This is a genomic window from Roseovarius albus (genome assembly GCF_900172335.1).
In the GTDB taxonomy this organism is placed as follows: Bacteria; Pseudomonadota; Alphaproteobacteria; order Rhodobacterales; family Rhodobacteraceae; genus Roseovarius; species Roseovarius albus.
The window spans coordinates 90,037-102,729 of record NZ_FWFX01000009.1 but is presented as its reverse complement, the minus strand read 5'-3'; the positions used below and the strand labels follow the sequence as shown (position 1 = coordinate 102,729).

The following is a 12,693-nucleotide window of genomic DNA, read 5'->3' as shown; positions in this document are numbered from 1 at the left end:
CCTCACTTGGAACTTGATGAGCGGCGGCGGAAATATTCGGCCAAGAGCAGTAATAGGACCGACATGAGAAGCAGGATGGAACCCAGGGCCAGAACATTGGGGAGTTTCGCCGGAAAACGGATCTGCCCCCAGATGTAGACGGGAAGGGTGGGTTGATTGCCGGACAGGAAGAAGGCCAGAACAAATTCGTCAAAGCTGACGGTGAAGGTCACCAGAATGCTGGCAATGATGCCGGGCGCAACAACGGGCAGAGTGACGCGGTAGAAGGTTTCGAATACGCCAACGCCAAGGTCATATGAAGCTTCTTCCAAGGACGCATCAAAGTCGTCAAAAGCCGACTTCAAGATGGACACAGCAAAAGGCAGCGCCAAGAAGGTGTGACCCAAAATAACTGAAGTCAGGGATGGCTTCAGGCCGATGAACAAAAACAAGACCAGCATGGACGAGGCCACAATGATGCCCGGGATGACCAATGGCAGCATCACCAGCCCTTCAGAGGCACGTTGGCCGCGGAAACGGTAGCGCACAAAGGCGCGCGCGGCGAAGAGGCCCAGAGAGGTCGCCAGTACGGCCGCGATCAACCCGACTGTGAGGCTGTTCCACAGGGCTTGAATGAGCGCATCCTGCTCACCCAGCTTGCGATACCAATCCAGCGTCCAACCCTTGATCGGGAAGGCCACAATGGTGCCGCTGTTAAAGGAGAACAGGGGTAAGAACAGAACAGGCAGGTACAAGAACCCGAGATAGGCAAAGGCGTAGATTGTGAGTTTGGAAGGGCGGCTCATCTGATACGTTTCCCCAATGCGGTGCCGGTGATGACCAGAACGATTGCGACAAATCCGACAGAGAGCATTGCCATGAGTGACAGCGTTGCCCCAAGTGGCCAGTTATTAGCAGCACCAAATTGAACCTGAATAAGGTTAGCGATCATCTTGCCATCTGATCCGCCCACGAGTGAGGGCGTGACGTAATCGCCAACAGTGGGGATAAAGATGATCAGACAGGCGGCGATGATGCCAGGAATAGTCAGAGGCAGTGTCACCCGGCGAAACGCCTGAAACTTGCTGTTTCCCAGATCGGTTGCTGCTTCCAAGAGGCTGGGGTCGATTTTCTGCAGTGACACATAAATTGGCAAAATGGCGAAGGGTGCCCAAGCATGTGCGAGCGTTAGAACCACGGCAAACTCGTTGTAGAGCAAGAAGGTCAGCGGCTCATCAATCAACCCCATCCAGAGGAGAGCCGAGTTCATCACCCCGTTGAATCCAAGGATGAGCTTCCAGGCAAAGACGCGCAGCAGATAACTGGACCAGAACGGAATAGTGATCAGCAACAGCCAGATCGTTTTCTTATTGGCCTTCATCGCGATGAAGTAGGCGATGGGATAAGCTGTCGCGACGGTAACGGCAGTGACCGCCCCTGCGATCATGATCGAGCGCAGCAGTAGGTGCCGAACCAGTGGGTCGGCAAGGGCGTCGCGGTAGTTTTGAAGGGTCAGGGTTTTGTCGAGTGTGACGTAAGTCTGTGTCCAAAAAGAATAGGCGATCAGAATGGCCAAAGGCGCTGCCACCAGAAAGCCGACATAGAGCGTGGCTGGCGCGCTCAATGCATATCCTTTGGCTGTTTCGCTTCGAAGGTTGATCACCCGGCTGCACCTTGTATTTTTCGATGTTGCTAATGGACGCTTGTCCATTAAATACTGTTACATTGACGACAGTTGTGTCAATCTTGCAGTTGAAGAATTCCTAAGAAAGGAACCAATGTGATGGAAACATTGGATAAAAACAAAGAATCAAAAGGGAAAAAGCGCGCGTCTAAGCGTGATCCGGAGGGGAGTCGGCAGGCTTTAATTGATGCGACACTGGATACAATCGCCGAAATTGGAATCACCGACACGACGGTCACAAGCATCATCAAGCGCGCCGATTTATCGCGTGGCATGATCCATTTGCACTTCGGCGGGAAAGACAAATTGCTCTCCAGCGCCGCCAAGTATTACAGCGAGGTGTATTACGCCGAACTGGAGAAAAGCCTAAAGCATGCGGGTGGCGATCCCGAGGCCATCATAATGGCGGTTGTGCGCACGGATTTGGGCCCAAACCTATTAAATGAACGGTCGGCCAAGGTTTGGCACGCATTTCGCGGTGTTGCGCATTCTCATCCGGGGATTTCCGAGTACAGCAGCACTCAGGATGAGCGCTTGAAAGGTATCCTGCAGAAGGCGTTCGAGCATATCACACGTGAGCACAGTGTCGGCGGCCAGCTCAGCGCAAGACAGGCGACCTTTGGGACTTTCGCCCTGCTCGAGGGCATGTGGGTACACTTTCTATCTGATATGGATGGGTTCTCTCGTGAGGAAGCTGTGTCTTTGATTCAAAAATTTTTGTCGGGCATGTTTCCAGGGCATTTTGCACAAGATTAGGCCCTGTAGGATGATGGCATTTACGCCGGTTTTTATGCGGCAGAAATTTCCTCGACCGAAAATGGATCTTCGTCCCTAGGCCACCATGGGGTCGTGCGTTTGGTCAGCGGCAGTTTCGCAAACCGGGGTGAGGTGCCGCCGGGTGTTGCCACCTGAATCACCTTCGCAGCAATCTCGGCAAAGGGCGCGTAGAAATGGAACAACGACTTCACCGTCACGAGATGCTTGGCCTTTAGATCAATCCCCAGCTGAGTAAAGGCCTCGGGGTGGTAGACCTGCGTACGCAGGTCGTTGATCAAGATATCAATATCATTGGCGGTCTTGAGCCAGACCATCGTGCCCAAGGGCTCCAACCCTTTGCCAAGATGCTGTCCAAGGCCTTTGGCGATTTTCATCACGCTCACCGAGATATCAACTGGGTCGCCAGAATCTGCACAGGTCTTGCCACCGATGCGCAGAGTCAGGTGCGCGTTTTCGCCTGCATCTTCGCAGATCCGAACTGCCGCCGGATCCCAATAAATCCCGGTTGTCACGTTTGCGAGGCCGCGCTCCAGTATCGCCCGCAATACAAAGGTTGAATCGCCGGGTGCTCCACCGCCTGAATTGTCACCCATATCGGCCAAAACCACGGGGCCGTATGGATGGGCCATAGCTTCCTCCAACGCTTGATCCAAAGAGACAAACTGCCCCGTCACCTCATGACGCAAAGCGAAGAATTCCTGCGCCAAACGTTCTGACGTCTCCTGTGCCAAATGGGGGGCGCCATCCGCAATCACCAACATCCGTGTACCCACATCCTCGACATCGGCCCAAGGAAATCCATGCGCCAGCGTCACCGACAGAATACCCGGCTCTTGTTCGGTTGCACTCAACCGGTCGACAAATCCCCGCATCGCGCCGGTTTTGGTCAGGTACATATGCACCATCCGGCAGTCATAGCTTGCCATAACCGGATTGATTTCACCCGCGGCGGTTTGCCGCGCCATGTCAAACAACTCTTCTGCTCGGGCCGTGGCGTCATCATGCGGATATTCCTTGAACGCGACGATCAAGTCACTGGCCTGCATCATCTGCTCGGTCAGGTGACAATGCTGATCCAGCGCCAGCCCCAACACGGCGTCGGGGCAGATCGTCCGCACTCGCGTGATGATATCGCCTTCGCAATCATCCTCGTCTTCGGCCACCATCGCACCGTGTAGTTGCAACAGTACGATATCGGCGCCGCCTGCCAGTTCCAGATCGCCCAAAATCTCATCGCGCAGTGCTTCATAATACGATTGCATTGTTCGCCCGGCCGGTTCGGCAATGGCCGAAAGGCTCTCAACTACGTCCCAGCCCAACGCCTCGGCCTTTGCGCGCCAGATATGAAGGGCTTCGGTCATCAGGTTAGGCGGTTCTTGCGTGGCATCGCCGTGACGCAGAAAATATTCGTTGAACCCCGATGGCCCCGTGGGCATCGGTGAAAACGTATTGGTCTCTGTGGACAGGGTCGCCATGAACAGCCGCATGATCCCCTCCCTTCAGGTGTAGTTGAGATATATAGTAAAAAAGCGTGGCGAGGTTGAGGCCCCGCCACGCCAGATTGCCACTCATCGACACTTCAAACGATGAACTGACAGGGAGCCTATGACGTTGCCCACCAGCGGCTGAGGAAGGCCTGACCGTCAACGTCGAGGTTGGAGCCCAGCACCTCTGGCGTGCCAACGCCGTCGCGGGTGGCAAAGACGTAAGAGGCAAACATCGGGATCGCGACGCCGCCATCATTGGCGACCAGATCCTGCATTTCCCAATACATCTCGCGGCGCTTGTTGTCGTCCAACTCGGCGCGGGCTTCGATCAGCAGCGCATCGAACCGCTCGTTGCCCCAGTAGCTTTCGTTCCACGATACACCCGATTTGAAGGCCAGCGTGAACATCAGATCCTCGATCGGACGGCCACCCCAATAGCTGGCGACCCAACCTTTCTTCATCCAGACATCGGACCAGTAGCCATCGTTTGGCTCGCGTGTGACCTTGACGTTGATCCCGGCCCCGGCGCAAGAGTTCTGGATCAATAGGCCCGCATCAATTGCGCCCGAGAAGGCCGCATCCGAGGCTGACAGCTCAACATCAAGTGAATCCAGACCTGCCTCTTTGAGGTAGTACTTCGCCTTGTCCGGGTCATAGACCTTCTGCTCAAGCTCAGTGTTGTAATACCGCTGACCTGTGCCAATCGGATGGTCATTGCCGATGGAGCCGTAGCCAAACAGGATTTTCTCAACCAGTTCCTCACGGTTAATGCCGTATTTCAGCGCTTGGCGCACATTGTTGTCATTGTACGGCCCATTTCGCGTGTCCATCGCAAAGGTATAGTGCTGGTTGCCCGCAATGTTGTGCAATGTCAGGCCCGGAGCCCCGGCCAGACGACCGGCGGTTTTCACGTCGACCTTGTCAGCTACATCAACGTCGCCGGTCAGCACGGCAGTCATCCGTGCGTTGGTGTCCAGCAGCGCCAGAATCTCCCACTCATCTACGAAACCTTCTAGGTCGTTCCAGTGGTTTTCATAGCGCTTGAGCTGGGCCGAAACACCCGGCTCCAGATGTTCCAGACGATAAGGCCCGCATCCGACACCTGATTTCCAATCCATCTTGCCGTCAACAGCGGGCTGAACCGGAATGTGATAGTCGCTCAGGACTGCGGGGAAGTCGGCATTGCCGTTGTCCAGTATAAAGACGATGTTGTCGCCATCGGCCTGAATATCGGTGACGCTGGCCAGCAGCGGCGCCGCCACGGATGTGGTGCCTTCGCCGCGGTGGTGGTTGATCGAGGTGATCACGTCATCAGTGGTTACAGTCTTGCCGTTGTGGAATTCGATCCCCTGACGCATCTTAAAGGTCCAGACCTTGGCATCAGGTGATGCCTCCCAGGATTCGGCCATTGATGGCTGCACCGCGCTGGTCGGGTCCATGGTGGTCAGGTAGCCGTTGATCGCAATCCCGATTGGGATCATGAAACCGGCTTCGAACTGGCCCGGATCCAACGTATCGGTTGTTGCCCCGTGGCCTAGACCGGCGCGCAAGCTGCCACCTCGCTGGGCGGTGGCAGCTGCGGCCCGGTCGGCCAAAGTGGTGGCGGCAGTCACTGTCAAACCCGTCGCCAACACCCCGCGCATAAACTGGCGGCGGTCGATCTGGCGCATCGCCAGTTTGACTTCCATTTGTTGAATGTAATCTTGTTTTTTCATTTGGTTTTCCTCCCACAACCACAAAACGCTTGGTTTGGGGGGGAATTTCGCGAAAAACAGGACTTAAGCAATTGCGCGCTTCTATGCTATGTTGAGTGAGTTTATGCGGCTAAAGTGACACATTACATGAGGCACAACTCCCAAATGCCAAATGACCTTGCACAAAATCTTAAATATCTCTGTGCAGAAAAACCTTCTGTCGCAATGGTTTGCCGCGAGATTGGAATCAATCACCAGCAGTTCAGCAAATATCTCACGGGTCGTTCCAAACCCTCGGCCCATAATTTGCGCCGTATCGCGCAATATTTTGGCCTCAGCGAAACCAATCTGGCTGGGTCCCACGCCAATCTGACCCAGATCCGCGGCCAACGCACCACGTCCCCTGCAGCGCAGCAGCACGATCCGCTTGCAGATGCCTTTCCCGGTGATCTGAAGCAGCTCCGCCCGTTTCTGGGGGCCTATCAGATATATTTCCGCGCCCCTGTCGTGCCCAATGGCTATATCGTCAATACCATCTTTTTGGATGAACGCGATGGCATCGTCTACAGCCGCCTGATCGAGGCTTTGCCAAGCCCTGCCTCGGGTCATCGCCGTTGGACCCGCTGCGACGGGAAGGTGAGCTATCAGAATGGGCGTATCTTTGTTGTGGATTCCGAACGTCACGGTGAAAACGCCCTCAGCACATATATTTTGACCCCACCGCCACGGCAGAAGAGCCACTATCTATTTGGAACCATGTGTTACCTTGCGTCGATGCCTCGGCGTACGCCTTATGCATCAAAGGTGGTCTGGCGCAGGTTTGAGAACTACAAGTCTGTGAAAGAGTTGTTTCAAACCTGCGGGATGTTTTCTGCAGAAAACCTTAGGCTTGATCCCATCATCAAAAAATATCTTTCGGGCGATCTGCATGGCACAACAGATCTCACGTGAATTGCATCCCTTCTGGTCGGTATTTCCCCTTCTACCTCTAAAGAGTTTGCTGTACTCGAAGGCCTAGATCATCAAGATGGTGCATTCCACGTGACGGACATTCAGGACAAGAAATCAGATCAGATTGCCCGCGCTTTATGCGAAAAAATTATTCGCGGTGAATTGCAGCCGGGCGAGAAACTCCGGCAAATTGCGGTGTCACGCGAATATGGTGTTAGTCATGCAACGGTTCGCGAAGCGATGCTGCAACTTGCAGCTCAGGGCCTGACAATTGTGCTTCCACGCCGCGGGATGTGCGTTGCGCCTTTGGATCGCAATGCGGCAGATGAATTGAAAGTGATGCGACAGGCGCTGGAGCCGGTTGCCTTGGCTCATTCCATTCCGAACTTGACGAAAGCACAGATCGCAAAGGCCGATAAAATCCGCCTGGCGTGTGACGCCGCAGAATCCGCCTTGGACTGGGAAGAGGCCAATCGCATGTTCCATATGGCGATCATTTCGGGCTGCGCGATGCCGCGTTTGACTGAAGAGATCAGTAATCTGCAGCTGCTCTATGCACGACACTTTCTTGCCAAACATGCCAGCAACTGGAAGCGGCGCAGCGACCCGGATCACCTTGCGATTATTTTGGCGATTAAGGATCGGGATACCCATCGCGCTACGGCCGTTTTGCATCGGCATCTTGCGCGATTGAGTTAAGGTTCAGCCGTGCTTTCGCGCGATGACCCACGTGGCATGATACGTGAGCGGGACCCCCTGCGCGGTGCCAAACTTTTCCAGATATTGATCGTAAAACTGGTTCAGATTGGCACGTGTCCAGCCTTGTGCTGCCCCCGCGTTGACGCCGGTTTTTCGCAGGTGTTTTAAAACATCAGTAGGTGAGTCGAACCAAAGCTGGTGATAGTCCTCATCGTATTCATGAATCGATATTATTGGGTCGTTCGCGAGTGATTGAGTGAGGTCTTGTGCGCCACGCAGGCCAGGTGCGCCGGCGGTCGAACCCAGTTCTGCCAACTCGCAATATTGTTGTGGGCCAAAACTAGAAATGGCCAACCAACCACCTGGAGCAAGCTCCTGCGCGGCACGCAGGACTATTTGCTCTGGGTTGTCCAACCATTGAATGGTTGAAGCAGATGCAATCAGGTCCGGGGTGCGAGGCCAGAGGATGTCTCGGACATCACCGGGGAGAAAGGATGCATCAAAGGCCTTGGCCGTTTCGCGTGCTTCGGCGGTCAGATCGTTGAGTGTCCGATCGCCAAAGGTAAAGTGTTCCTGAAGAGCGCGTGTCAGGTTTCCGGTTCCACAACCAAATTCAAAGGTGTTGTGAAAATGGTCAGGCGCACCCAAGTCGCAAAGGCGGCGGGCGAGGTGTCGCGCGATACGTGCCTGCTGACTGGCTGAGGAAGCATAGCTTTGGAAGCTGCGGCCAAAACTGCGTTCCACCCGATCTATTGTAACTGGAGTCATGACAGCCACTCCTGCCAGCTTTGCCCATTGGTAAACGGACAATGTGATCCCGGGTTGTATTTGATGGTCTTTTCTTGCGCGGCCCAAGCTGCTGTCTGCGCTTGGGCTGGAATGATCCGGTCGCGCTGTGAAATCCAGATGCGGTCGAATGTCGTTTCTGGTGCTGAACCGCGGTTCATGATCGCGCGCAGTTCTTCTTGTGCGGTTGTAATGTCAATTTGCGGGGGCGTGTCGCGAAATCCAGCGCGGCGACAGAAGTTGGAAAAACTGTCCGGCGATAGTCCATCAATTGTCGCGTTCACAGTCTCGGTTGCGATGCCTTTATTCTCATTCGCTGGATAGAGCGTCCCATTGACCGCCACTTTGCGATTGGGCCTGAAGCCCGTTTGAGCGAGCCAATGCGCAGCCGAGACAACGCCAAAAGAATAGGCCAACAAAGTGGTTTCGTCATAATCTGAGGTTTCGAGTAGGCCGTTATCAAGTGTGGTGTAGTCGTCAACAAACAGGACATCACCGGCACCGGATAGTCCTTTGAAAGGCGCGGGGCCTAACCCCCAGCCACCGAAGACCAGCAGAAGATCTACCCCACCTGCATGCGAGAGCCACTGTTTTCTCATGACCTTAGCCCGGCCAGAGAAACCATTGCAGAAGTAACGCGGCTCAATTCGTCTGGAGATATGACGAAGGGGGGCATGCAATAGATGTTGCGTGCAAAGGGGCGCAGCCAGACGCCTGTTTCTGGTGCCAACTGATGCGCAACGCTTGGATCGACCCAATCGTGCATTTCAATGACACCAATGGCCCCCAGTACCCGGACGTCGGCAACCCCCGGAAGGCCGCGCGCAGGTTCCAGTTCTGTTTGCATCTGGGTTTGGATCTGCGCGACTCTGCCCTGCCATTGTCCGTCTTCCAGCAGGCTGAGGCTGGCAATCCCAGCAGCACAGGCCAGCGGGTTGGCCATGTAGGTTGGGCCATGCATGAAAACGCCTGCTTCGCTTTCGCCAATGCCATGGGCAACGGCCTTGCTTGTAACGGTCGCTGCAAAGGAAATATGACCTCCGGTCAACGCCTTACCTAGGCAGACGATATCAGGAGTGACCTCTGCCAGATCCATGGCGAAAAGTGAGCCAGTTCGACCAAAGCCTGTGGCGATTTCGTCGAAAATCAACAACACATTATGCGCTTCACACAGGGCTTTTGCACCCTTCAGCCATGCTGGGTGATAGAAATACATTCCCCCTGCACCCTGAACGATGGGTTCAAGGATCAGGGCTGCGATCTGATCGCCTTTTTCTGCCAGAAGCTGCTCAAGTGCCGCCAGACCGTTGACCTGAGAATCTTGTGGCCATTCGTCATTCAACCGTACATGCGGCCGTGGCAGGAAGTGCTGGATCGACAGGGCTCCGCGGAACAATCCATGCATGCCGTTGACTGGGTCGCAGACGCTCATCGCCTTCCATGTGTCACCGTGATAGCCGCCGCTGATCGTGGCGAATTCGACCTTGCCAGTATGCCCCTGTGCAATCTGATATTGGACCGCCATTTTCATCGCGACCTCGACGGAGACCGAGCCACTGTCGCAGTAGAAGATCCGATCCAGACCGTCGGGCAAAAGGTCAATCATCTTTTTGCCCAGCTCGATGGCCGGATTGTGGGTCAGACCGCCAAACATGACATGCGGCATCTGATCAATCTGCTGTTTCACCGCTTCTGTGATCACCGAATTGCGGTGGCCATGAATGGTGCACCACCACGATGACATGGCGTCGATCATCCGGGTGCCATCATCGCGTGTCAGCCAAACGCCCTCGGCCTCGGTGATCAGGTGCATCGGGCCGGGCTTGGCGACATTGGTATAGGGGTGCCAAAGGTGGTTTGCATCAAACTCAAGCGGCGTCATAGCGCACCTCGGATGGTCTCGATGTCAATGGCTGCGAAGGCCTCTTTCAGCGTTTCGGGGGTTATTTCGCTTAAGACGTTCAATCGTCCAAGGTGAGGCACATCGCACATTTGAACGATGGTCTTTTCGACGTCTGGTACAGCTTCGCCGCTAAACACGACTCCGACCACCGAGCAATTGGAATTGCGCAATGCCATCAGGGAAAGGGCAGTGTGATTGATGGTGCCGAGCGCTGTGCGGGCAACCAAAATTATTGGGGCCTGCCAATGGGCGAAAAGATCGAGATAGAAGGTTGACCGGGTGAGCGGCACCATGACACCGCCTGCGCCTTCAACCACCAAAGGGCCATCCACTTGTGGTATTTCCAGCTGCGCCAGATCGATCTCAACTCCGGCATCTTCGGCGGACAAATGGGGTGATGCGGGCAGTGGCAGGCGATAGGCTTCGGGCAGGGTTTTGCAGCCAGACAGGGCCACTACGGTTTCAGTGTCAGTTGCGTCTTCCAAGCCGGATTGTACCGGCTTCCAATAGGTTGCGCCAAGCGCGGCAGTGAGGCCCGCCGAAAAAACAGTTTTGCCAATGCCGGTATCGGTTCCGGTAACGATCAACGGGCTCATGCGGCCTCCGCTTGCTGTTGTGAGATGGCCTTGAACAGGGATGTGATGTCGGCGTGTGTGACGTTGCCGGTGATGGAAACACGTAATCGGGACGTTCCCTTCGGCACCGTTGGTGGGCGGATGCCGCGGATATCGAACCCTTGGGATTGAAGCTCCTTGGCGCGCGCCATGGTCGCTCCGTCGGGGCCGACAATGACCGGGAGGATCTGGCTTTCGAAACCATCCAGGCCACACAGACGTTTCGCCTCAGAATGGGCATGCATCATTCGGTTGCTGGCTCCAGAGACGAGCGTTGGCTGGTTTTGCATTTGCCGCAGACTGGCACGCACCAGTGCCGCATTAAGTGGAGTGGGTGCCGTCGCAAAAATGAAGGGACGCGCTTTGTTGATCAACGTATCGATGATCACCGTGGCACCACAGATCAAACCGCCCGAAACGCCAAGCGCCTTGCCGCAGGTGTGCAGGGTGAGGATTTCGGCATCCAACCCATGGGCGAGCCCTTGACCCTGTGGTCCGAACACGCCCGTGGCGTGGGCTTCATCCACAATCAAGATGGCGGATTCATTTCGTGCCAATGCGGCCAAATCGGCCAATGGCGCGATATCCCCTTCCATCGAGTAAACGCTTTCAACTGCAATCCAGATCTGGCCGCCATTGCCTTCGGCACGCCATGTGCTCAGAACTTGCTTTGCGTCTTCAATGTCGTTGTGCGCAAAGCCCCGAGTTTCTGCGCGACCAAGGCGCATCCCTTCGTGAGCACTGGCGTGGATCAGTTCATCATGCAGGATCAGGTCACCCGCTGCAGGCAGGGTTGAAAAGATCGCCTGATTGCTCTGAAAGCCACCACCCATATAGAGCGCTGCCTCAGTTCCAAAGAATGCGGCGGCTTCGAATTCCAGTGCCTGATGTTCGGGGTGGTTACCGCGCAACAAGCGCGAGCCACCCGCGCCGAGGGAAACACCACGCGCCAAAGCCGATTGTGCGGCTTCACGTAGGGCTTCGGAGTCGGCGAGCCCTAGGTAATCATTCGAGGCAAAGTCCAAACCTTCACGCGGCTGCAATTGACGCAGGCGCTGGCGTGCCGCCAGCGCCTCGAGCATCCCGCCAAGCCGCGCAAGGGTTGTCATTCAGCAGCATCCAGATGTTTTGGCGCATCCTTCGTACTGTGTTCATGCGCCTCCATCGGCTGAATGCCCAGCTTGGCAAAGAGCGTCATGTCGGCGTCATTCTCGGGGTTTTCGGCAGTCAGCAGCGTGTCGCCTACAAAGATTGAGTTTGCCCCTGCAAAAAAGCACATGGCCTGCATCTCATCACTCATTTCAGTACGACCGGCAGACAGGCGCACATGAGATTTCGGCATCATGATCCGGGCCAATGCGATTACACGGACAAATTCTATGGGATCAATCGGCGTGGCATCGGCCAGCGGCGTGTCGGCCTGTGGCATCAGCATGTTGATCGGCACGGATTCTGGTGGCTCTGTCAAGTTGGCCAAGCTGACCAGCATGTCGATCCGGTCTTGCGATTCTTCGCCCATGCCCAGAATGCCGCCCGAGCACACCTTGATCCCAGCTTCGCGCACGCGGTTCAAGGTATCAATCCGGTCCGCGAAGGTGCGAGTGGTGATAACTTCCGGGTAATACCGCTCAGACGTGTCAATGTTGTGGTTGTAGTAATCGAGACCTGCACCTTTGAGGCGAACAACCTGATTGTCCTCCAGCATGCCCAGCGTCATGCACGATTCCATGCCAAGTGCTTTGACGCCCTCAACCATGGCCACCAGGGCATCCATGTCCCGCTCTTTCGGCTCGCGCCAGGCCGCGCCCATGCAATACCGTGTGGCACCTGCATCGCGCGCCTTGCGGGCTTCGCTGAGGACGCGCTGCACTTCGATTAGCTTAGAGGCCGGAAGGGTCGATCCATTGCGTGCCGATTGGGAGCAATACGAGCAATCTTCGGCGCACCCGCCGGTTTTGATCGAAAGTAACCGAGACATCTGAACCCGGTTCGGGTCAAAGTTCTCGCGATGTACCGTCTGGGCCTGAAAGAGCAGCTCCATGAAGGGGAGATCATAAATGCCTTGGGCTTCGTCGCGGGTCCATGTTTTTGCTGGATCAGTCATTTTATCGATAATATT

At 55.5% G+C, this 12,693-nt stretch carries 13 protein-coding genes; 3 read left to right on the top strand and 10 right to left on the bottom strand.

The genetic code is table 11. The features are described 5' to 3' along the window. Positions 1-2: 2 nt before the first annotated feature. Together ROA7450_RS14235 and ROA7450_RS14230 are read right to left on the bottom strand one after the other, a co-directional pair. A complete protein-coding gene (locus ROA7450_RS14235) occupies positions 3-785 on the bottom strand; it encodes an ABC transporter permease (RefSeq protein WP_085806523.1) in 783 nt (260 codons plus the stop codon). Then, positions 782-1,690, bottom strand: a complete 909-nt coding sequence (locus ROA7450_RS14230; RefSeq protein WP_085806522.1) for an ABC transporter permease — start codon at positions 1,688-1,690, stop codon at positions 782-784. The genes ROA7450_RS14235 and ROA7450_RS14230 overlap by 4 nt, the downstream gene beginning before the upstream one ends. Positions 1,691-1,762: 72 nt before the next feature. Between ROA7450_RS14230 and ROA7450_RS14225 the strand changes: the two genes are divergently transcribed. Then, complete coding sequence (locus tag ROA7450_RS14225; protein WP_143534461.1) at positions 1,763-2,419, top strand: TetR family transcriptional regulator C-terminal domain-containing protein; 657 nt, start codon at positions 1,763-1,765, stop codon at positions 2,417-2,419. Positions 2,420-2,451: 32 nt separating this feature from the next. Here the strand turns inward: ROA7450_RS14225 and ROA7450_RS14220 are convergent, their stop codons facing one another. Beyond that, entirely contained in the window at positions 2,452-3,927 is a 1,476-nt protein-coding gene (locus tag ROA7450_RS14220; RefSeq protein ID WP_085806520.1) for a M81 family metallopeptidase, read from the bottom strand. A 116-nt stretch (positions 3,928-4,043) separates the two neighbouring features. Continuing rightward, positions 4,044-5,642 (bottom strand): ABC transporter substrate-binding protein, encoded by a 1,599-nt coding sequence (locus ROA7450_RS14215; RefSeq protein ID WP_234999531.1) that lies wholly within the window; start codon positions 5,640-5,642, stop codon positions 4,044-4,046. 126 nt (positions 5,643-5,768) lie between these two features. Here ROA7450_RS14215 and ROA7450_RS14210 point away from each other — a divergent pair, with 126 nt between their 5' ends. Both ROA7450_RS14210 and ROA7450_RS14205 read left to right on the top strand, forming a co-directional pair. Next, on the top strand, positions 5,769-6,572 hold the full coding sequence (locus ROA7450_RS14210) for a helix-turn-helix domain-containing protein (protein ID WP_143534460.1): 804 nt from the start codon (positions 5,769-5,771) through the stop codon (positions 6,570-6,572). A 90-nt stretch (positions 6,573-6,662) separates the two neighbouring features. Continuing rightward, positions 6,663-7,271 carry a GntR family transcriptional regulator gene (locus ROA7450_RS14205; protein ID WP_085806518.1) on the top strand — a complete coding sequence of 203 codons (609 nt, stop codon included), beginning with the start codon at positions 6,663-6,665 and terminating at the stop codon, positions 7,269-7,271. A gap of 3 nt (positions 7,272-7,274) precedes the next feature. Here the strand turns inward: ROA7450_RS14205 and ROA7450_RS14200 are convergent, their stop codons facing one another. The 6 genes from ROA7450_RS14200 to bioB are packed head-to-tail and all read right to left on the bottom strand — an operon-like array spanning position 7,275 to position 12,678. Further along, positions 7,275-8,039 carry a methyltransferase domain-containing protein gene (locus ROA7450_RS14200; protein WP_085806517.1) on the bottom strand — a complete coding sequence of 255 codons (765 nt, stop codon included), beginning with the start codon at positions 8,037-8,039 and terminating at the stop codon, positions 7,275-7,277. Continuing rightward, positions 8,036-8,656: a pimeloyl-ACP methyl esterase BioG family protein gene (locus tag ROA7450_RS14195; RefSeq protein ID WP_085806516.1), complete on the bottom strand. Its 621-nt coding sequence runs from the start codon at positions 8,654-8,656 to the stop codon at positions 8,036-8,038. The genes ROA7450_RS14200 and ROA7450_RS14195 overlap by 4 nt, the downstream gene beginning before the upstream one ends. Beyond that, entirely contained in the window at positions 8,653-9,939 is a 1,287-nt protein-coding gene (bioA, locus tag ROA7450_RS14190) for an adenosylmethionine--8-amino-7-oxononanoate transaminase (RefSeq protein ID WP_085806515.1), read from the bottom strand. The genes ROA7450_RS14195 and bioA overlap by 4 nt, the downstream gene beginning before the upstream one ends. Further along, positions 9,936-10,556, bottom strand: coding sequence for a dethiobiotin synthase (bioD, locus tag ROA7450_RS14185; RefSeq protein WP_085806514.1), 621 nt, complete (start codon positions 10,554-10,556; stop codon positions 9,936-9,938). Before bioD ends, bioA begins: the two co-directional genes overlap by 4 nt. Then, complete coding sequence (locus ROA7450_RS14180) at positions 10,553-11,683, bottom strand: 8-amino-7-oxononanoate synthase (protein WP_085806513.1); 1,131 nt, start codon at positions 11,681-11,683, stop codon at positions 10,553-10,555. Before ROA7450_RS14180 ends, bioD begins: the two co-directional genes overlap by 4 nt. Continuing rightward, entirely contained in the window at positions 11,680-12,678 is a 999-nt protein-coding gene (gene bioB, locus ROA7450_RS14175; protein ID WP_085806512.1) for a biotin synthase BioB, read from the bottom strand. The genes ROA7450_RS14180 and bioB overlap by 4 nt, the downstream gene beginning before the upstream one ends. Positions 12,679-12,693 lie beyond the last annotated feature (15 nt).

Coding starts and splice junctions, on each gene's coding strand:
- ROA7450_RS14235 (WP_085806523.1), bottom strand. CDS start 785: ATGAGCCGCCCTTCCAAACTCACAATCTACGCCTTTGCCTATCTCGGG.
- ROA7450_RS14230 (WP_085806522.1), bottom strand. CDS start 1,690: ATGGACAAGCGTCCATTAGCAACATCGAAAAATACAAGGTGCAGCCGG.
- ROA7450_RS14225 (WP_143534461.1), top strand. CDS start 1,763: ATGGAAACATTGGATAAAAACAAAGAATCAAAAGGGAAAAAGCGCGCG.
- ROA7450_RS14220 (WP_085806520.1), bottom strand. CDS start 3,927: ATGCGGCTGTTCATGGCGACCCTGTCCACAGAGACCAATACGTTTTCA.
- ROA7450_RS14215 (WP_234999531.1), bottom strand. CDS start 5,642: ATGAAAAAACAAGATTACATTCAACAAATGGAAGTCAAACTGGCGATG.
- ROA7450_RS14210 (WP_143534460.1), top strand. CDS start 5,769: ATGAGGCACAACTCCCAAATGCCAAATGACCTTGCACAAAATCTTAAA.
- ROA7450_RS14200 (WP_085806517.1), bottom strand. CDS start 8,039: ATGACTCCAGTTACAATAGATCGGGTGGAACGCAGTTTTGGCCGCAGC.
- ROA7450_RS14195 (WP_085806516.1), bottom strand. CDS start 8,656: ATGAGAAAACAGTGGCTCTCGCATGCAGGTGGGGTAGATCTTCTGCTG.
- bioA (WP_085806515.1), bottom strand. CDS start 9,939: ATGACGCCGCTTGAGTTTGATGCAAACCACCTTTGGCACCCCTATACC.
- bioD (WP_085806514.1), bottom strand. CDS start 10,556: ATGAGCCCGTTGATCGTTACCGGAACCGATACCGGCATTGGCAAAACT.
- ROA7450_RS14180 (WP_085806513.1), bottom strand. CDS start 11,683: ATGACAACCCTTGCGCGGCTTGGCGGGATGCTCGAGGCGCTGGCGGCA.
- bioB (WP_085806512.1), bottom strand. CDS start 12,678: ATGACTGATCCAGCAAAAACATGGACCCGCGACGAAGCCCAAGGCATT.